This window comes from Ephemeroptericola cinctiostellae (assembly GCF_003339525.1).
GTDB lineage: Bacteria > Pseudomonadota > Gammaproteobacteria > Burkholderiales > Burkholderiaceae > Hydromonas > Hydromonas cinctiostellae.
Genome location: NZ_CP031124.1, coordinates 2,105,063 through 2,123,290, shown reverse-complemented (window position 1 = coordinate 2,123,290; position 18,228 = coordinate 2,105,063). Strand labels below are relative to the sequence as shown.

Here is an 18,228-nt window from a genome sequence, read left to right as displayed (position 1 = left end):
GTTAAGTTATGAGCTGCGGTTTTTGGCGATGAGAAAGTTATCGAGTAGACCTGTTTTCAGTAAACGATTGGCCAAGTAGCGGCTTAAAAATGCACCCAATATAACCGCTGAGACGATGAATGAGGCGGCTTGCAGAGCGTTCAAGCCCATTGATAAGCTGGCATATTCATTGGTCAAATAATCATAGGTGTAGCTGAACAATGCGGATACAGCAGCGGCGAGTGAAAGGGTGGGAAGGGACCAATTTTTGTAAGCAAATAAGGCAAACACCAATTCAGCACCAAGCCCCTGAATCACACCATAAATGACTGCAGACATGCCCCATTGCGTGATGATGCTTTCTACAAATGCAGCCACGATGGAGGCAAATAAAGCGATACCAGGCTTACGAATCAAATCGGACAAAAAGACGGAGCCGAGAATCCATAATCCAGAGGTTAAATATTTCAGACCAAATGGTTTTAGAAAGGGCTTGGTGAACTCATACACTAAAGTCCAAGCCCAATAAGCGACGCCCAATGCCGCTGCGATGACGGCTGCAGTGATCCATTCTTGTAAAGTGATTGAGCGAAACAGTTGAATGATTGATGTGGGGTTGTTGGTGTTTGAAGTTGAAATGTGGCTTGTCATGTGATTGTTTTCCTTCCCTACGCAGGGATTATCCTGTTCAGGTTTGGCGGTGTTTCTCAGCCCGACTGAGACAAAACAGTGAGCACCCGCAGGTTGATGTGAGGCTTGATCATACTGGGTTTGCGAAATGCTGTAAAGTTTTTGTTTGTTTACTTTCTAAAAACAGTGGTACAAAAAAATAATTTTGAATATAAAAAATATGCTGGTACCTTCTTTGCAAAGATGTACAAGAGAGGAGGGGCGGACAACGATTAGCTTCTATTCCGCGAAATTCTGGACTCAAATGTCCATTGCATCAATTCAGCATGGACTAACTGAAGGATGAGCGCCATTGAGCTGCCATCGAAGCGCTGGCGACACAAGTGGGGTTGCGCGATGTCTTTGGAGAATGGGGGCATTCATAAACAGCGGGATTGATCGGTGTGTTTATTCCATAAAAATAGCCGCCCAATAGGGCGGCTATTTTTGGCTATTGGCTGCTGCTATGGCGTGAGCAGTTCTCTACCCGTTTATTTTGCGGGCACGAAGTCAAATTTAGGTGCACCATCTGCAGGTTTGGCGGGTTCAGTTGTTTTTGCCGTCGGTTTGGCTTCGACTTTGGTTAAAGGTTCGGCCGATTTATCCGCTGGTTTAGACAAATCTAAGGCTGGCGCTGCAGGAAGAGCAGGCGGGGGCGCACCGCCAGCACCCACACCTAAATCCAAGTTCAATGAGGGTGATGCCTTACCACCCGCAGGCGAAATAGCGGCTGGTTTTCCGTCATTGGCTTTGGTTTTGTCAGTGACCACAATGCTTGGGAAAATGATGATCAAAGCCACCACAATCAATTGAATGAGGACGTAGGGAATCGCACCCAAATAAATGTCTGTGGTTTTGACCGCTTTCGGTGCGACGGAACGCAGGTAAAACAGGGCAAAGCCAAAAGGCGGATGCATGAACGATGTTTGCATGTTGACGGCCAATAGCACACCAAACCACACAAGATCAATGCCTAATTTTTCTGCAACAGGTGCAACCAAAGGCACCAAGATAAAAGACAGTTCAAAAAACTCCAAGAAAAATGCGAGAAAAAAGAACAATAAATTAATGACGATTAAAAAGCCAATTTGACCACCTGGAATGGCGGTCAATAAATGCTCAACCCATTTGTCGCCTTTAATGCTTTGGAATACGAGATTGAACACCGTTGAACCAATGAGGATGAACAGCACAAAACTGGTCAGCTTTAATGTGGATTCCATCGCTTGTTTGGTCAAGCCCAAGTTCAGACGGTTTTTGGACAGAGCCAATAAAATGGCGCCGATCGCACCCAAACCGCCGCCTTCGGTGGGCGTGGCGATGCCCATGAAGACTGTGCCGAGCACAAGAAAAATGAGTGCCAGAGGAGGGACAAGTACAAACACAACGCGTTGGGCCATGTCGCTGAGCACGCCGATTTTTAAAATTTGATCAAATTTTGCCAAAGCATACACGACCACAATGGCCACAGAAAGGGCAACGATGGTTGCACGATTGAATGATTCTTCAATGGTGTCTGCGCCAAATATTTTATGGGCTTCAGAAACACCTCGCGTGCTGTACGTGAGAAAGGCATAAAACACAGCCAGTGATAAAGCCAAGATCGCCAACAAAGACAATGCACCAGAGCCGCCATTTTGCGTGCGTTTAAACGTTCGGGCTTCAATGGGCAATGCGGGAACCCATGTGGGTTTAACAATGGACACCAGTAAGATGTATAAAATATACAAACCCACCAAAATGAAACCAGGCGTGAATGCGGCTTTGTACAAATCACCCACAGGCCGCCCCAATTGGCTGGCGAGCACGATGAGCACCAAAGAAGGTGGGATGATTTGTGCCAATGTGCCTGAGGCTGCGATGGTGCCTGATGCAACACGTTTGTCGTAACCGTATTTGAGCATCAAAGGCAATGAAATCAAACCCATGGCGATGACTGAAGCGGCAACCACGCCCGTTGTGGCTGCCAATAAAGCACCGACCAAAATCACCGCATACGCCAAACCACCACGGATTGGACCGAACAACTGGCCAATGGTGTCGAGTAAATCTTCGGCCATGCCTGATCGTTCAAGAATCAACCCCATAAAGGTGAAAAAAGGAATCGCCAGTAAGGTGTCGTTCATCATGATGCCATAAATGCGATTGGGCAAAGCTTGCATCTGGTTCGGGCTGAAAATGCCCAAACCTATCCCTATGGCTGCAAACAGGAGCCCATTGGCGGCCAGTGAAAAGGTGATGGGGAAGCCCGATAGCATGAAAGCCATCAGTCCTAAAAACATAATGGGCGCTAGGTTGGCTGCAATGATGTCCATAAATATCTCCGTATTTTTTATTGAATTAGTCTTGGCGGGTTTGATGTGTCGCTTCTAAATACTCGCGCACCTCATCGTCTGGGTTGTGTCCCGCTTTACGAAACTCGTGGAAAGAGACCAAACCTTTCATGTAGCCAAAGCGTTTAATCAGTTCAGAAATGCCTTGTAAAATCAAGAAAAAGTAGCCCAAAGGCATGAGCAGTTTAAATGGCCACAGCAGCAAACCACTGTCACCTGAGTGTTCGCCATTGACAAACGATTGGGCAAAGAAGCTTAAACTGTAATAAAACACGAGCAAGCAAATGGGCAGCATGAAAAATAAAAAGCCAATGATGTCTAATTTGACTTGAGCGCGTTCAGAATAACGTGAGCTGATGACGTCGATGCGCACATGCTCATCACGGCGCAGCGTGTAGGCCGCTCCAAACAAAAAGATGCAAGAAAACAAGAAAAATTGCAGTTCAAACATCACGCTGGAGTTTTTCTGAAAAAAATCACTTGAACTGAATAATTTTCTCAAAATGGCATTGGTTGAGCAAATGGCCACGGCAAGCAAAACGCCCCATAAAGCAAATTTGCTGATGCGTTCGTTGAGCAGATCGATCATTTTTGAAACACGCAATAAAGCTTGCATGGTGAGGTCTCCTATCGTTTATTTCATTGTTTACTTCATGATTGTTATTGTATTAAACCGTAGCAAGTATAGAGGATTCATGTGTGACTTGCGAGTGTTCTCTGCCTTTTAACTTTAAAATTTATACAGTTGCTTGAAGCGTTGACATGACATCATTAAGTGAATGACCAATGGCTTTATGCTAATCAAAAACCGCCACTGTTTGCGAACTGAGGGCAAGCAGTTCTCCCGTTTGATTCCAAATGTGGGCACGGATCTGACCATAACCGCTGGCCGCGTGGTCTATGTCGGCGCGGTACAACAGCCAGTCTGTGTCTGTAGGTGCGCCTGTCGTGGGGGATGGTTGAATAAAACTGATGTGCCAAGTCATGGTGGACGCGGGGGCGGGGCGGTTGATCAGCGGTAACGTGGCGGGTGGCCATGCATCGATCAAGGCGATGAGGTGGGCATCGACATCGGTGATGTCGCGGCCTATGGTTTCGTTTTGTAAGCGCACCCAGCCGCCCATTTCACGCGCCGTTGTGCCTGAAAAAGGCAGATGGCCAAACGCCCAGCGATAGTCCATTTTGCGTGTGAACTCAGGAACGACGTTTGGAATGTAGGGCAGTGCGGGTAAGCTTTCGGGCGTAGGCACATGTGGTGCGGGCCGTGCTGAAACATCAATGCTGGATTCGCGAAGTGTGCCAAATAAGGCGAGTGCCGTGGCGACGGTTTGACCATTTTGAATGATTCGACCTTCGATTTGGATTGAGTTTTTACCCGCACGTAAGGTTTGGGTGTCCACGATGAAGTCGGTGTCTGCAGCCAGTGGCGAAATGAATGACACCATGAAGGATAAAATGCAACGATCGACGGGGATGTCGCGGCGCATGGCGGTGTACATGACGGCTCCCATGACGCCACCGAAAATGGCTCGTCCTTGACCCCATTCTGAGCTGATGCGATGAAGGCTGTCACTTGGGTTGTTTCTGATGTGTTGAATGAAATCGTTGAAATGCATGGTGATTCTTTCAATGGGCAAAATGCTTTGAGGGATGCGCTGATCAATGCCTGATGAAGGTGGTGTGAGTCCATTCCCCAACAAGTTGATGGCATGTGGATGCGGTTTGTAAAAATCAGATCGCGCCATTAGTACACGCTATTGATTTTTATTTGGTTTTTATCCGAGTTATTCGTGCTTGTCAGTGTTTCACTGACGAGGATGTTGGTTTAAATTTTAAGCATGGAAAAATAAGCTTTTATTTTTTCACGTCTTCTTAAAATTATACTCAATTAATGTTTTTCTGACCTTGGGTTTACAAGGCAAACAGGGTAAAATAATGTTTTTATCCCAATGTACCATTTTGATTTTTAAGAAAGTTACCATGAACGCTGCTTTATACGCCATTTCCCCCCTTGACGGTCGCTATGCTGCGAAAGTCGACGCGCTGCGTCCGATCATGTCAGAAGCAGGTTTGCTGCACCATCGTGTGGAAGTTGAAGTGGCTTGGATCATCGCGTTGTCACGCGCAGGTTTTGCTGAGTTGCCCGCTTTTTCGGAAGCCGCCGTGGCTTACTTGAACGGCGTGGTTGCGAATTTCGGTGAAGTGGATGCGTTGCGAATCAAGGAAATTGAAAAAACCACTAACCACGATGTGAAAGCGGTTGAGTATTACCTAAAAGAAAAAATGGCCGCACGTGCCGACTTGACTGAGTTGACCGTTGCAGGTGAATTCATTCATTTTGCTTGCACGTCAGAAGACATCAACAACACTTCACATGGCTTGATGCTTAAAAAAGCACGCGCTGAAGTGCTTTTGCCGATGATGGGTGAGTTGGTGGCTAAATTCAAAACATTGGCAGTTGAACACGCGGCTCAACCCATGTTGTCGCGCACGCATGGTCAACCTGCATCGCCATCGACGATTGGTAAAGAGTTTGCCAACATCGCTTATCGTTTGGAACGTGCGACAGAACACTTGGCTCAAGTGGAATTGTTGGCCAAAATGAACGGTGCTGTGGGTAATTACAATGCGCATTTGTCAGCTTACCCTGACTTTAATTGGCCTGCGTTTTCAAAGAATGTGATTGAGAATGACTTGGGTTTGAGCATGAACCCGTATACGATTCAAATCGAACCACATGATTACATGGCGCAATATTTTGATGCGCTCGCACGTTTTAACACGATTTTGATCGATGCGAATCGTGACATTTGGGGTTATATTTCATTGGGCTTTTTCAAACAGAAAACCAAAGCCGGTGAGATTGGCTCGTCGACGATGCCACATAAAGTGAACCCAATTGACTTTGAAAACTCTGAGGGCAATCTGGGGCTGGCCAATGCCGTGCTCAAACATTTGTCTGAAAAACTGCCAATCTCTCGCTGGCAGCGTGATTTGACCGATTCCACCGTCTTGCGTAACATGGGTGTGGGTTTGGGTTACGCGGCGATTGCTTATGATGCGTGCATGCGTGGTTTAAATAAATTGGAATTGAATGCCGCTAAAATCGACAGTGATTTGGACAGCTGCTGGGAGGTTTTGGCTGAACCGATTCAAACGGTCATGCGCCGCTATGCTGTACCAAATGCATACGAACAGCTTAAAGAGTTGACGCGCGGTAAGGGCATCACACGTGAAGCACTGCAAGTCTTTGTACAAGGCTTGGCGATTCCTGAGTCTGAAAAAGCACGCTTATTGGAGATGACACCTGCCAATTACATTGGCTTGGCAACTGAATTGGCGGCTGGTGTTTAATAGGTTGGATTGAGCTTTCATTACGAGGAAATACGGGAAAGTGGGCTTTTTATAAAAGCACGGGTTTGTTTTCCGTATGACCTTAATGTTCAGTTCATATTTAAAGTGGATGATGCATGCAGTTCAGTTGTGTTTTTGTCGTACAATCCGAGCCGTGTAGTAAAGGCAGGAGTAATGGCCTCTTTAAAATTTAATAAAAGTTAAAGGATTTGAATATGAGTACTGTAAGCACAGCAAAATACCCATTGTCTGTGAAATTATTTCACAGTTTGATCGCTTTATTGATGATTGCCACTTTGGTTATTGGTTGGCAGTTGGAAGACAATGAGGATTTGATGGGACTGCATAAGTCTCTGGGCGTGACGGTTTTTGTTTTGGCGGTGTTGCGGGTGGTCAATCGCATTCGCACCAAAGATTCTGTGCCTGGTTCGGTGAATGCCGTGGGTTCAATGCAGTATTTGGCTGAAAAAACAGTTCATGGCCTGTTGTATGTGGTGATGCTTGGTGTGCCTTTCATGGGCTGGTTGACCAGCAATGCATTTGGCTATCCTGCCAGTTTTTTTGGTTTATTTAATCTGCCCACTTTAATCGGTAAAAACATTGATTTGGCTGAACAGTTGGGTGGGTTGCATGGCTTGGGTGCCGATGCCTTTGTTGTTTTGCTGGCTTTGCATGTGTTGGGCGCAATCGTACATTTGATTGTCAGCAAAGACAATGTCTTTAAACGCATGATGTGATTTGTTTGGCTTAGGCCATTGTATTGCACAACATTGGATTCAATAAAAAAACCACCTCGGTGGGTTTTTTATGGCCTAAATGCATCATTTTTGCTTCATACGGTTTAGGACGAAAGATTCAAGAGGGTGTTGCAAGCATGTTTTGGTAATGTGTTGCTTGCGAGGGCATAAAGCAATAAAAGTCAACAAAGCCGATAGGGTGCAGCAAGGGGTGCCTTCTTCTGATGATTGTTCATAGCACTTGATGTAGAAAAAGCCTCACTTTTCAAAGTGAGGCTTTTTTTTATTCATGTAACACTCATGTGGTCAATAGTGGTCAATATGCTTTAGACGGACTGCCATCATAGTCAATCCATTGCTTATGCTCATAGTCATACAGGCGGCAATGTTTGGCATTTTTGAAGTACCAGCCTACAGAAAATTTCTGCACCACAATGCGACCTGGTAGTAACTCTTCCAATCGATCTTGCGCTTCCTTGAGCTTATATAAAGGAATGGTCATGTCCAAATGATGCGCTGTATGCTCCATGATGTGGTGCATCATCGCACCCCAAGGCTTATTAAACGTGAGGTGAACGGTGGTTGTGACGAAAGGATTGGCTGCCGCCCATTCTTTTTTGTTGTCATAAAATTGGATGCGCGCATGGTTGTGATGCACGTAGACCGCCCAGCCAATCATGCCGTTCCAGAAAATAAATGGAATGACAAAACCAGTCACTACAGCAGAGAGCAAGCTGACATCGAAAGCAGGGGCGATTAAAGCGATGGCAATCAGCCAAATGGCTGCAAAAACAGACACCAAAACACCATCCCAAAAGAAAGCTTCGCGATTGCCCGGTTTGTGTTCTTTATTGGGGAAATACATTTTTTTCCACCAAATCTCAACCATGTAATACATCCACGGACCAAAGCCGCTGCGGTAAAAGCGTTCCATTGCTTTGCGAGTCGCGCTCATGCCATCATATTCGGCTTTTGTCATCGGAATCCAAATGAAATCCATGCCTTTTAAATTGGTGAAGCCGTGGTGAATGACGTTGTGTCCCACTTCCCATAAACTGTAAGGCGATAATGACGGTAAAAATGCGATGCGCCCTAAAATGCGGTTTAACTTGCGGTGAGGGGTATAGCTTTGATGGCAAGCGTCATGACCAATGATAAACAAGCGGCCAATCCAGTAACCTGAGAGCAGACTCGCGATCAGGCGTAACCAACCATTTGGAGCGGCAATGGCTGCAAAAATCAGTGCAAAAAAGATGATGTAATCGACCACCAGCAAGCGCATGGCGCGCGCTGTATCTTGTTGCATCAATGGCAGCAACCACGAGCGAAGCACTTTGCGCGCGGGCAGTGGTTCACCTGCGGGAATCGGCTCAATGTGTTCGACGGGATGTTCAGTGTTCATGTTGTGTCCTTTATGTCAAATGAAACCCACTTGCATTCGTGTGCCCATTGGATTTCATTGATATTATACTTTAAAATAGGATGTTGCGAGTGCTGTTTATTTAATAATTGAGTGTAGTAAGTGTGTTTTGAGTGCATTTTAGCAAAATTTAACGATCGTTCTATTTTGTCTGAAATTTGCGAAACTTCTAAAACAGATGGTTTTCAATTGTTTCTTAACACTTTTAAAGAATGATTTTTAACTTTTCATCCAACTAAATTGACATTATTTCTAATTGTATACTGCTCACTCATTTTTGTTGTAAAGAATTTTTGCGCACATCCACCTGTTTTGATTGACAAGGGAAAAAGAGCAGCCCATGGGCTGCTCTTTTGCTGATTGTGTTGCATGCGAGTGTGGTGAATCGGTTGGATGGGCTTAGAGGTAGTCGCGTAAGCGGTAATAAGCCATGGCCAAAACAAGTGCAGGGGTTCGGAAAGAACGTCCACCAGGGAATGGCAGGTGTTTTAACTTTGTGAAAAGATCAAAACGTTCGGCTTGACCTTGAATGGCTTGTGCTGCGAGTTTGCCTGCAATGCCTGTTAAAATCAATCCATGACCAGAAAAGCCTTGAAGGTAGTAAATGTTGTCCCCCAAGCGACCAAAATCAGGTGCGCGATTGACGGTGATGTCCACATAGCCGCCCCAGCAGTATTCTATTTTAGCGTGTTGCAGCTGAGGAAAAGCGCGCAACATGGTCTGGCGCATGGCGTTGGGTAGGTTCGGCGGAGTCCGTCCTGAGTAACTGACGCGGCCACCAAAAAGCATGCGTGAGTCTGGGGTGGTGCGGAAATAATCCAATACAAAATTATTGTCACACACCGCAATGCGGTTCTTGATCAAGCCATTGGCCAAAATGGGGTCAAGTTGCTCGGTCGCGACGATGTATGTGCCGACTGGCATGATGCGATTGGCAATTTTTGGCGCAACACCATCCAAATACACATTACCAGCCAGTATCACAAATTGCGCATGGATTTGACCTTCTGCTGTTTTGATTGTGGCATTGCCGCCTGCAACGCCTTGCTTGACTCGGGTGACTAAACTTTTTTCAAAAATACGGGTACCGGAGCTGAGGGCAGCACGTGCTATACCGAGGGTGTATTTCAGTGGGTGAAGATGCGCGCTGTTGTTGTCAATGACACCTGCATGGTAACGTTCTGAAGCAACCCAATTGGGCATGTCTTTTGGGCTGACTTTTTGCAGGTGGGGGTAACTGTACGTGTCGCTCATGCGATCGGCCCAGTCGTATAAGCGAGGTGTGGACTTGGGTTTAACACTGGCGGTCATGTAACCATCCACCCAGTCGCAATGGATGTTGTGCTTGGCGATGCGCTCACGCATTAAATCAAGCCCTTCAACTGTGATGTTGAATGCGGTTTTTGCATGATCCAATCCAAGTTGTTTTTCAAAAGGCTCTTGATCGCATGCATAACCCGCAATGGCTTGCCCGCCATTGCGACCTGAAGCACCCCAACCGATGCGCTTGCCTTCAACGATGGCAACACTGTAACCTGCCGCTGACAGCTCTAAAGCCGCTGATAAACCCGCCAAACCCGCCCCCACGATGCAGACATCAAAAGTGTGTTCACCTTTTAAGCTGGGTTGGGCGGGAAGAGGGGTGCAAGTTGCGGCGTAGTATGAGTTGTGTGTGAGCAACTCGTCTTTGGCGTACATGGTGTGCCTTTTGATGCAATGTAATCATTTACTAAGTAAATACCAATCGAATGGCAATGGCTTTGTTTGTGAATAATTGTAATTCTTTATTTTACCCCATGAAAAATAAAATGATTATTCACAGAAGTGGATGGTCGTTCTGTTTTAAATTGGTATGTTCTGGGCTGGTTTGTGATGAGACATGGGCATAAATGCTGTTGTTTTGCTGCACTTTTGATCACATCGGTTCTCGTGAGGTAAGGGAAGTATCGATGTTTTATGGGTAAAAAACCATTGCAACAGGGTTGAAGAATAGAACCACCAAGGCATGGGATGGTTCGCTGGCTCTCGTAAAACCACTGCATTTTGATCGTATTCATCGCGTCCAATTTGCTTTATCGCTGTTTTATTGTGGTTTTATTGTTATTTTATTTATTGCTGTCTATTGTGGTGAGTGGAAGATTCAATGTGTTTGCTTTTAAAAAGGTAAAAGCTTGGCTTTGATCGACGTGATTAAATAAGTCACCGTTCAGTGTTTGTTTTTCAAATTCGCTGCACTGTTGTTTTAACCATGCTTTGAATACATTGAGTTTACTTGAGTCGTGACTGCGATTTGGCCAAACAAGGTGATAACCTGAAACGTGTTTGGACATGTGTGGGGTGACTTTCTTTAGGTGTCCTTGACTGATCCAATGGGCGGCAATGCTCCAACGCATCAGTGCGCACCCAATCAACCCTGTTCGAACGGCTTCTAAAGCAAGATTGGAGTCATTGACAATGATGGATTCATGCAGTGTTGGTGTGTCAATGCCTGCGGCAAGCGTCCAATTGGCGATGTCTTCATTGGCCAATAATGAGTGTCCAATGGTCAGTGCTTCGTGTGCGCTTTGTTCGCTGTGATAACGACTGTCATTGGCTTCCGCGATCAATAACTGCCATTCAGCCATCAGTGGTTCGCTGCGCAAACCATGCATCGAGACGTTTCCAAAACGAATGGCGCAATCGACAGGAGATTGATCAAAATCCAGCATGTCCAATCCTGCCACCAACTCAATGCGCCAATCGGGGTATTCTTTTCGAAATAAAGGCAGCCGTGGAATCAGCCAATGGGTTGCGAATGAAGGCAAAACACCAATGGTTAAATACTCAGACTGCGAGCGTTGGGTGATGCGTTCAGTCATGCCGCCAATTTGCTGTAGGGATTGTCGAATCTGATATGCGTAAGTTCGCCCATCGTGGGTGAGGTGCATGCGTCTTGCGCTGCGGTCAATCAAGGTAATGCCGAGATATTCTTCCAGCACGCGGACTTGATGGCTGATGGCGCTGTGGGTCACGTGCAATTCATCTGCTGCACGCGTCACACTGCCGAGGCGGGCGACAGATTCAAAAGCGCGGAGGGCGGGTAAGGGGGGCAGTTTAAACATGACGATTGCCTTGATGTGAAAATAATTCACATGATAAGTGAAAATATATCGATTGGTTTAATAGATGAAAGTATTTATGATGTCAATCATGGCTTGAAGATGATGTCTAATAAATGCTATGTTTAATCAAAGATTAAAAAAAATTTTTGATGAAAACCATGGGTGTTTTTGATGTCATTTAAGCCTTCAAGGGGAGAATGTATGATGAAAAATAAATTCACATCGATTCAATTGAACATCCGCTCTGATCAGCTGACGGTTTTGAATGTGAGCGACAACACAAGGTTAATGGTCGATTGTGGTCAAGTGTGGTTGACACACACGCACAGCAATCAAGATTACGTCTTACAAGCAGGGGCGCATTTGACGGTAAGCGCAGGTAAAGTGCTGATTGATTCCATGCAGACTGGCAATGCATGGGTGACTGTAAGCGAGTCGACTCAAACCCCTGCACTGGTTTCGTGGTTGCATACTTGGCAACGGAAAGTTCAACACACACCAGCGGTGTGTGTATGCGTGGTTGTTTAACTAATATTGCTTCATTAATATTGATTAGAAAATTTGGAGAAGAGGATGAGCTTGTCAATATGGCTGATGTTTACTTTGGCTGCCTTTTTAACATCATTAAGTCCAGGACCCGCAATTTTGTTGGCGGTATCGAATGCGGTGTCTTTGGGTGGGCGGAAAGCAGTATGGAGCTCATTGGGTAATGCCACAGGTATTTTCGTGGTGTCCAGTGTGTCCATGGCTGGTTTGGGTGTGGTGTTGGCAACCTCGGCTACTTTGTTTTTGGCCTTTAAAAGTCTAGGGGCCGTTTATTTGTTCTACTTGGGTTATAAACAATGGACATCCAAAAGCAATATTTTTGAACGGGTTGCTTCTCTGAATACAAATAAAGACAGCGCGTTGATGTTGTTTCGCCAAGGTTTTTTGGTGGCTGTGACCAATCCAAAGAGCATTGTGTTTTTCACTGCTTTATTTCCACAATTCATACAGACCAATGTGTCCGTAACCGAGCAATTTTTAGTTTTAACTTTAACGTTTATTGCATGTTCGTTATTAACACATGCTTTTTATGTGGGATTGTCTCATCAGGTGAAGTCGTGGTTTTGCAATGTGCGTAGGGCCATGTGGTTTAATCGAGTATCGGGTGGGGGTTTTATGTTGTTTGGTTTGGGGCTTTTTCGCATGCAGTACAAATCGAATTCGTAATATTTTGATTTAATTGATTTAATTTGTTTTTAAGGAATAAATATGTCGGATTTAACGCTTTATGTCGATTCACAATACAGCAGTCCATGGGCCATGTCGGTGTTTGTGGCTTTGAGGGAAAAAGGTTTGCCTTTTGAACAGGTTCCCGTGGATTTGGACAAGGGCGAGCAGCGTGACATGCCGTCGCTCACCCATCGCGTGCCCACGCTGGTGCATGGAAACTTCTCCTTGACCGAGTCGACGGCCATCACCGAGTATTTGGAAACCGAGTTCCCAGAACCCGCGTTGTATCCTAAAACCAGTGAAGCGCGTGCACGTGCACGACAGATTCAGTCATGGATACGCAGTGATTTGCTCGTGTTGCGCCAAGAGCGCTCGACCATCGTTGTTTTTTATGAGCCCAATCCAACACCTCTTTCTGCTGAAGCACAAGCTGCGGCGCAGAAATTGTTCGATGTCGCTGAACGTTTATTGGCGCATGGCGGCGAGCATGTTTTTGCCGAATGGACGCTGGTTGATTTGGATCTGACCATCATGCTCAATCGCTTATTACTCAACGGTGATGCGGTGCCACCGCGCTTGGTCGAATATGCCTGTAAGCAATGGTCGCGCCCGTCGGTGCAGGAATGGGTCAATCAGCCGCGCCCCGCACTCTAAAAACACTCTAAAAGAAAGAACATCATGTATCAACTGTATATGGGCAACAAAAATTATTCCTCGTGGTCGCTTCGTCCGTGGCTGCTGCTCAAGCACTTTAATATTCCATTCGAGGAGCGCATGGTCAGCGTGGCGGGGCGCGGTGCACACGACATGCACCGTGGCTATTCGCCGAACGGTCTTGTCCCTTGCTTGCACCATGATGGCTTTCAGGTGTGGGACACTTTGGCGATTGCGGAGTATTTAGCCGAACGGCATTTGGGCTTGTGGCCGCTTGACCCGAATGCTCGCGCACGGGCGCGCAGCATCAGCGCGGAAATGCACTCGGGTTTTGGGCATGTGCGCGGTGCGATGCCGATGAATGTCAAAATGTGCTTACAAGGTGCCGAGCTGAGCACGGACGTGGCGGCTGACGTGGCACGGATTGATGCGATTTGGACAGAGACGCGGGCGGAGTTTGCCGCCAACTCACCCGATAAACCGTATTTATTTGGTGAGTTTTCGATTGCTGACGCAATGTTTGCACCCATTGTGTGGCGGTTTCATGCCTACAACGTTAAATTATCACCCACGGCGCAAGCCTATTGCGACACCATGCGCGTACACCCTGCGATGCGCGAGTGGAAAAAAGACGCATTGGCAGAAAGCATGGTTTTGGCTCATTATGACAATGAGGTCATGGAAAAATACGGTCCAACGCGCACATCTTAAGCTCATGCCCATTTCTTTAAGAGTTTGTTTTGTAAACAGTTTATACTTTAAAGCAAAGCAACCACAGGAGGACAGCATGGGCATCAAAGCCATATTATTCGATTTGGACGGCACTTTAGTCAATTCAGAAATCATCCACTGCCAAATGTGGATGGACATTTTGGCCGAATACAACGTCACGTTAAGCGAAGATGATTATAAAAATCATCACGCAGGCATTCCCACTGCGCAAAATGCCATGGACATGATTCAGCGTTATGATTTGGACGTCGGCGCGGCCACCTTGACGCAAGCGAAAGTGACCGCCACCCACGCTTTTGTTGCGAGTAAAACATACCCATTGATGCCTCAAGTAATTGAAACACTTGGTTTTTTTAAGGACATTGGTTTGACCCTTGTCATGGTCACGGGTGCGGATCGAGTCAGTGTGGACGCCAATTTACGCGCGCACAACTGGCACGATGTTTTCGCTTTTTCGGTTTCAGGTGATGATGTGTTGAATGGTAAACCTGCGCCCGATTGCTATTTATTGGCCTTGGAAAAACTGGGTTTGAGTGCAGGTGAATGTGTTGCCATTGAGGACAGCGAACATGGGCTGACCTCAGCGAGTCGGGCGGGCATTGCGTGTTTGGCGATACCCAACCCCATGTCCGAAAACCATGATTTCACCAGTGCCACAGCGGTGTTGAAGCATTTGGGTGAGGCGCAAAAATGGGTGGTCGAACGGTTGGGCTAATTTTTACTTATAAGTCTTGTTAAGGCTCAGGCACGTGAATGGTTTCTTTCACGTGTTTGAGGTTGACGATGATGGTAAACGTCATCACCACCAACATCGCCCAAGAGCTCCATTTACCAATGTGCACTGTGGCCCAAGCACCAATTTGGTTTGGATAACGCCACACCCCAAAAAATGTCCCGATGTTTTCGGCCAGCCATATAAAAAACCCTGTTAACACAAACCCCAGCAGCAATGGCATCCAGCGATCCCGATCCAATGGACGAAAAATCACGCGTGTGCGTGCATACAAGCCCAGCACAAATGCACCGATGTACCAACGGTAATCACCAATATAATGGTGCGTGAAAAAATTCACATAAATCATTAATGCGGCCAAAGTTGCCAGCCCATACGAAGGGTGATGGCGGATGCGCATGTCAAATAAGCGCCATGCTTGAATGATGTAGCTGCCCACAGCGGCATACATGAACCCTGAAAACAACGGCACGCCAAATACTTTACTGTAAGCAAAATCAGGGTAACTCCATGATTGAATGTTGCCAGAGACTTTGAACGCTTCTAGTGCAAAGCCGACCAAATGAAACACCGTAATGGCTTTGAGTTCATCCCATGTTTCCAGCTGTGTCCACACCATCCATGTTTGAATCGCGACAGCAATCAGTAAAAGTGCATCGTATCTGGGCAGCCCAAATAACCCCGATCGAGGCACGAGCATGACCGATAGGAAAAACAAACCCGCGAACAAACAGGCGCGGGCACATTTTAGGCCAAAGAACCAAAACTCTTTGAGGAAACGCTTGAAGCCTTTGAGTTCGGATTGCTCAGGATGGCGGGTGAGCCAAGTGTCAAATGTTGAAAGGTGTATGGACATGTGGATGTTATGTTTCAAGCCAAGCGGTGTTGATGTGTCCTTGAGTCGCACCTCAATGCTTTAAATTTTAAAACAATGTGAGGTGAGGCGCTTTCCTTAAAACACCTGAGGTCGATTGCTCACACGGTTTTCTTGATTCGTTTCCAGTTGCGGGAAATGTTTTTCTAAGACCAAGGTCAACTCGGTGACGACTTCTTTAATCCCACTGACCAAATCATTGTTGTGCATGGCCGTGTGCAATGTATGCACCCACGCTTTCCATTGCGCCTCATCAATGACTTGCGCGCAGGCGCGATCTGCAACGATTTCAATGCGGCGTTCGGCGAGCAGGAAATACATCAACACCCCGTTGTTGTCGGGCGTGTCCCACACTTGCATTTTGCTGAATGCAGCCCAAGCCCGTTCACGTGAATGGGCTTGGCGTGCAAGGTAAGACCAAGGCAGCCGTGTTTCAAGGGCAATGGCAATTTCGGCCGTGTGCTGCGTTTCTGAAGCTTCAATGTGCTGCGCGATGGCTTCGAGCTGATCATGGCTCAATAAATTTTTGAGACGCCATGAGGGCGTGAACCAATGGCGCAAAATGCGACCCGTGTGCTCAAAAAAGCTCAATTTTAAAGGTTTAAATCGTTTCATTACCAGCCTCCTGATGCGCCGCCGCCGCCAGCGTCACCGCCGCCACCTGAACCGCCCCAACCACCGCCACCGCCTGAGCCGCCACCAAACCCACCAAAACCACCGCCCCCGAAGCCACCGCCCCCGAAGCCACCGCCCCCGAAGCCACCGCCCCAGAAAATATCGTTGTTGCGGCGCGAAGTTGTGGTGCGGCTGAAAGGTGAATTGCCATGTTGTGTGGCCAGCTGGGCGTAACGTTTACCAAAAATCATAACGGCCAGACCGACAATCAGGGCGACAACACCCGCAGCTGTGATCAATGAGCTCATATCCAATGCGACAAAACCTGCGCCTGCGGCGGCCAAAGGCGCAACCAACCAGCGGCTGGTCGATTTGGCAATGCCGGAGCCAATGAAACTGGCGGCGAGGGTGAGGATGAGCAACGATGTCCAAATGTCACCCCCACTGTTTTGTTCTTTTTGCTGTGCTTGCCATTCAGCGGTTGTGGGCAGCTGTTCACCATTGATGAGTTTTTCAATTTGAGTGGTCGCGGCATCCAAACCTGTTGCAAATTGATTTTGGCGAAATGCGGGCTGCATTTGTTCATTGATGATGCGCTTGGCGTAAGCATCTGGAATTGCACCTTCAAGGGCGCGCATGACGTAGACATGAACTTTGCGGTCATTCTTTGCGATGACGATGAGCACACCATCGCCCACGCCTTTGCGACCCAATTTATAGGTTTCTGCGGCACGCTGGGCGTAGCTGAAGACATCTTCAGGCGCAGTGGTTGGGACAATCAAAATACCGATTTGACTGCCTTTGGTTTTCTCAAATGCTTTGAGCTTCGCATCGAGCTGTGTGATTTCGGTGGGGGTCAATGTGTTGGTTTGATCCATCACCAGCGCAGTCAGCGGTGGAATGGGCAAGACGTTTTGCGCTTGGGCGAATGAGGCATTGAACAACAGTGCCCAGCCAAAAAGCAGTGCGCAGACATGGTTTAAAAAGCGATATGCCGTGTTTTTCATGTGTGGGGCGTTCCCGCAGGTGATGCTGTAAGGGCGCGAACCCCTAAGGATTCGCGCAAAAGGTCATGCTCTAACTAACTGTGGTTTACTTCTGTTTTTGTTACTTATTGCTTGATGCTTATTTCTTTGGCGCATCAAATTCAACTGTTGGGGCTTTTGAAATGGCCGCTTCATTTTCAACAGTGTAGTTCGCTTTGGGTGAATAGCCCATGACTTTGGCTGTTAAATTATTTGGGAACGTGCGCAGGGTTGTGTTGTAACCTTGAACTGAATCAATATAGCCTTTACGTGCCACGGCGATGCGGTTTTCCGTGCCTTCAAGTTGTGCACGAACTTCTTGGAATGCAGCGTTTGATTTCAAGTTAGGGTAGTTTTCCATGGTGACCATCAAACGTGATAAAGAGCCTTGCAATTGGCTTTGTGCATCCGTGAATTTTTTGAATGCAACAGGATCATTGATCAACTCAGGTGTGGCTTGGATGCCTGTGGCCGATGCACGTGCGGCGATGACCTCATTCAGCGTGCTTTTCTCAAAGTTGGCTTCGGCTTGTGCTGTTTTGACGATGTTTGGAATCAAGTCTGAACGGCGTTGGTATTGGTTCAATACTTCTGACCATTTGGCTTTGACGCCTTCGTCTTGCGCTTGCATGGTGTTGTAACCGCAACCACTCAAGGTCAATGTAGCGGCAGTGGCGATGAGGGCGAGAAATTTACGCATGGAATGCTCCTGTGGGTATCAAAAAATTGCAAAAAAAGTATTGCGCGCCATTAACACGTGAACCCCGATGCTGGTTGACGCGGAACG

18 protein-coding genes and 1 riboswitch are annotated in these 18,228 nt (G+C 46.9%); of the genes, 7 read left to right on the top strand and 11 right to left on the bottom strand.

Translation table 11 applies throughout. The features are described from left to right. Window positions 1-6: 6 nt before the first annotated feature. The 4 genes from DTO96_RS09510 to DTO96_RS09495 form a co-directional block, all read right to left on the bottom strand. Entirely contained in the window at window positions 7-630 is a 624-nt protein-coding gene (locus DTO96_RS09510) for an ECF transporter S component (RefSeq protein WP_114564013.1), read from the bottom strand. Then, window positions 628-730: riboswitch (TPP riboswitch) on the bottom strand. (Overlaps the previous gene by 3 nt.) A gap of 409 nt (window positions 731-1,139) precedes the next feature. Further along, window positions 1,140-2,963: a TRAP transporter large permease gene (locus DTO96_RS09505; RefSeq protein WP_114563279.1), complete on the bottom strand. Its 1,824-nt coding sequence runs from the start codon at window positions 2,961-2,963 to the stop codon at window positions 1,140-1,142. A 25-nt stretch (window positions 2,964-2,988) separates the two neighbouring features. After that, entirely contained in the window at window positions 2,989-3,597 is a 609-nt protein-coding gene (locus DTO96_RS09500; RefSeq protein WP_225972480.1) for a TRAP transporter small permease subunit, read from the bottom strand. A 181-nt stretch (window positions 3,598-3,778) separates the two neighbouring features. Continuing rightward, the gene (locus tag DTO96_RS09495; protein ID WP_114563278.1) at window positions 3,779-4,726 is read right to left on the bottom strand and encodes an acyl-CoA thioesterase; all 948 of its coding nucleotides are present in this window, start codon (window positions 4,724-4,726) and stop codon (window positions 3,779-3,781) included. A 235-nt stretch (window positions 4,727-4,961) separates the two neighbouring features. Between DTO96_RS09495 and purB the strand changes: the two genes are divergently transcribed. Both purB and DTO96_RS09485 read left to right on the top strand, forming a co-directional pair. Next, window positions 4,962-6,335 (top strand): adenylosuccinate lyase, encoded by a 1,374-nt coding sequence (gene purB / locus DTO96_RS09490; RefSeq protein ID WP_114563277.1) that lies wholly within the window; start codon window positions 4,962-4,964, stop codon window positions 6,333-6,335. A 215-nt stretch (window positions 6,336-6,550) separates the two neighbouring features. Further along, window positions 6,551-7,072: a cytochrome b gene (locus tag DTO96_RS09485; RefSeq protein WP_114563276.1), complete on the top strand. Its 522-nt coding sequence runs from the start codon at window positions 6,551-6,553 to the stop codon at window positions 7,070-7,072. 316 nt (window positions 7,073-7,388) lie between these two features. Here the strand turns inward: DTO96_RS09485 and DTO96_RS09480 are convergent, their stop codons facing one another. The 3 genes from DTO96_RS09480 to DTO96_RS09470 form a co-directional block, all read right to left on the bottom strand. Next, window positions 7,389-8,474 carry a fatty acid desaturase gene (locus DTO96_RS09480; protein ID WP_192878982.1) on the bottom strand — a complete coding sequence of 362 codons (1,086 nt, stop codon included), beginning with the start codon at window positions 8,472-8,474 and terminating at the stop codon, window positions 7,389-7,391. Window positions 8,475-8,891: 417 nt separating this feature from the next. After that, complete coding sequence (locus DTO96_RS09475) at window positions 8,892-10,190, bottom strand: NAD(P)/FAD-dependent oxidoreductase (protein WP_114563275.1); 1,299 nt, start codon at window positions 10,188-10,190, stop codon at window positions 8,892-8,894. Between the two features lie 407 nt (window positions 10,191-10,597). Continuing rightward, window positions 10,598-11,593, bottom strand: coding sequence for a LysR substrate-binding domain-containing protein (locus DTO96_RS09470; protein WP_114563274.1), 996 nt, complete (start codon window positions 11,591-11,593; stop codon window positions 10,598-10,600). 201 nt (window positions 11,594-11,794) lie between these two features. Here DTO96_RS09470 and DTO96_RS09465 point away from each other — a divergent pair, with 201 nt between their 5' ends. From DTO96_RS09465 to DTO96_RS09445, 5 genes are all read left to right on the top strand, one after another. Then, window positions 11,795-12,121 carry a DUF2917 domain-containing protein gene (locus tag DTO96_RS09465; protein WP_157964394.1) on the top strand — a complete coding sequence of 109 codons (327 nt, stop codon included), beginning with the start codon at window positions 11,795-11,797 and terminating at the stop codon, window positions 12,119-12,121. A 45-nt stretch (window positions 12,122-12,166) separates the two neighbouring features. Next, a complete protein-coding gene (locus tag DTO96_RS09460; RefSeq protein WP_114563272.1) occupies window positions 12,167-12,805 on the top strand; it encodes a LysE family translocator in 639 nt (212 codons plus the stop codon). Window positions 12,806-12,847: 42 nt separating this feature from the next. Then, a complete protein-coding gene (gene yfcF, locus DTO96_RS09455; RefSeq protein ID WP_225972479.1) occupies window positions 12,848-13,462 on the top strand; it encodes a glutathione transferase in 615 nt (204 codons plus the stop codon). Between the two features lie 24 nt (window positions 13,463-13,486). Further along, window positions 13,487-14,173 carry a glutathione S-transferase family protein gene (locus tag DTO96_RS09450; protein WP_114563270.1) on the top strand — a complete coding sequence of 229 codons (687 nt, stop codon included), beginning with the start codon at window positions 13,487-13,489 and terminating at the stop codon, window positions 14,171-14,173. Window positions 14,174-14,249: 76 nt separating this feature from the next. After that, window positions 14,250-14,909 (top strand): HAD family hydrolase, encoded by a 660-nt coding sequence (locus DTO96_RS09445; protein WP_157964393.1) that lies wholly within the window; start codon window positions 14,250-14,252, stop codon window positions 14,907-14,909. A 19-nt stretch (window positions 14,910-14,928) separates the two neighbouring features. Here the strand turns inward: DTO96_RS09445 and DTO96_RS09440 are convergent, their stop codons facing one another. The 4 genes from DTO96_RS09440 to DTO96_RS09425 form a co-directional block, all read right to left on the bottom strand. Next, on the bottom strand, window positions 14,929-15,783 hold the full coding sequence (locus tag DTO96_RS09440; protein ID WP_114563268.1) for a DUF817 domain-containing protein: 855 nt from the start codon (window positions 15,781-15,783) through the stop codon (window positions 14,929-14,931). Between the two features lie 96 nt (window positions 15,784-15,879). Beyond that, entirely contained in the window at window positions 15,880-16,416 is a 537-nt protein-coding gene (locus DTO96_RS09435) for a TPM domain-containing protein (protein ID WP_114563267.1), read from the bottom strand. Next, the gene (locus DTO96_RS09430; protein WP_114563266.1) at window positions 16,416-17,423 is read right to left on the bottom strand and encodes a TPM domain-containing protein; all 1,008 of its coding nucleotides are present in this window, start codon (window positions 17,421-17,423) and stop codon (window positions 16,416-16,418) included. Before DTO96_RS09430 ends, DTO96_RS09435 begins: the two co-directional genes overlap by 1 nt. Window positions 17,424-17,541: 118 nt before the next feature. Further along, window positions 17,542-18,141 (bottom strand): LemA family protein, encoded by a 600-nt coding sequence (locus DTO96_RS09425; RefSeq protein WP_114563265.1) that lies wholly within the window; start codon window positions 18,139-18,141, stop codon window positions 17,542-17,544. Window positions 18,142-18,228 lie beyond the last annotated feature (87 nt).

Bases quoted from the DNA above. Each gene is read 5' to 3' on its own strand.
- DTO96_RS09470 (WP_114563274.1), bottom strand. From the start codon at position 11,593: ATGTTTAAACTGCCCCCCTTACCCGCCCTCCGCGCTTTTGAATCTGTC.
- DTO96_RS09435 (WP_114563267.1), bottom strand. From the start codon at position 16,416: ATGAAACGATTTAAACCTTTAAAATTGAGCTTTTTTGAGCACACGGGT.
- DTO96_RS09485 (WP_114563276.1), top strand. From the start codon at position 6,551: ATGAGTACTGTAAGCACAGCAAAATACCCATTGTCTGTGAAATTATTT.
- DTO96_RS09505 (WP_114563279.1), bottom strand. From the start codon at position 2,963: ATGGACATCATTGCAGCCAACCTAGCGCCCATTATGTTTTTAGGACTG.
- yfcF (WP_225972479.1), top strand. From the start codon at position 12,848: ATGTCGGATTTAACGCTTTATGTCGATTCACAATACAGCAGTCCATGG.
- DTO96_RS09465 (WP_157964394.1), top strand. From the start codon at position 11,795: ATGATGAAAAATAAATTCACATCGATTCAATTGAACATCCGCTCTGAT.
- DTO96_RS09500 (WP_225972480.1), bottom strand. From the start codon at position 3,597: ATGCAAGCTTTATTGCGTGTTTCAAAAATGATCGATCTGCTCAACGAA.
- purB (WP_114563277.1), top strand. From the start codon at position 4,962: ATGAACGCTGCTTTATACGCCATTTCCCCCCTTGACGGTCGCTATGCT.
- DTO96_RS09445 (WP_157964393.1), top strand. From the start codon at position 14,250: ATGGGCATCAAAGCCATATTATTCGATTTGGACGGCACTTTAGTCAAT.
- DTO96_RS09425 (WP_114563265.1), bottom strand. From the start codon at position 18,141: ATGCGTAAATTTCTCGCCCTCATCGCCACTGCCGCTACATTGACCTTG.
- DTO96_RS09430 (WP_114563266.1), bottom strand. From the start codon at position 17,423: ATGAAAAACACGGCATATCGCTTTTTAAACCATGTCTGCGCACTGCTT.
- DTO96_RS09460 (WP_114563272.1), top strand. From the start codon at position 12,167: ATGAGCTTGTCAATATGGCTGATGTTTACTTTGGCTGCCTTTTTAACA.
- DTO96_RS09450 (WP_114563270.1), top strand. From the start codon at position 13,487: ATGTATCAACTGTATATGGGCAACAAAAATTATTCCTCGTGGTCGCTT.
- DTO96_RS09440 (WP_114563268.1), bottom strand. From the start codon at position 15,783: ATGTCCATACACCTTTCAACATTTGACACTTGGCTCACCCGCCATCCT.
- DTO96_RS09510 (WP_114564013.1), bottom strand. From the start codon at position 630: ATGACAAGCCACATTTCAACTTCAAACACCAACAACCCCACATCAATC.
- DTO96_RS09475 (WP_114563275.1), bottom strand. From the start codon at position 10,190: ATGTACGCCAAAGACGAGTTGCTCACACACAACTCATACTACGCCGCA.
- DTO96_RS09480 (WP_192878982.1), bottom strand. From the start codon at position 8,474: ATGAACACTGAACATCCCGTCGAACACATTGAGCCGATTCCCGCAGGT.
- DTO96_RS09495 (WP_114563278.1), bottom strand. From the start codon at position 4,726: ATGGCGCGATCTGATTTTTACAAACCGCATCCACATGCCATCAACTTG.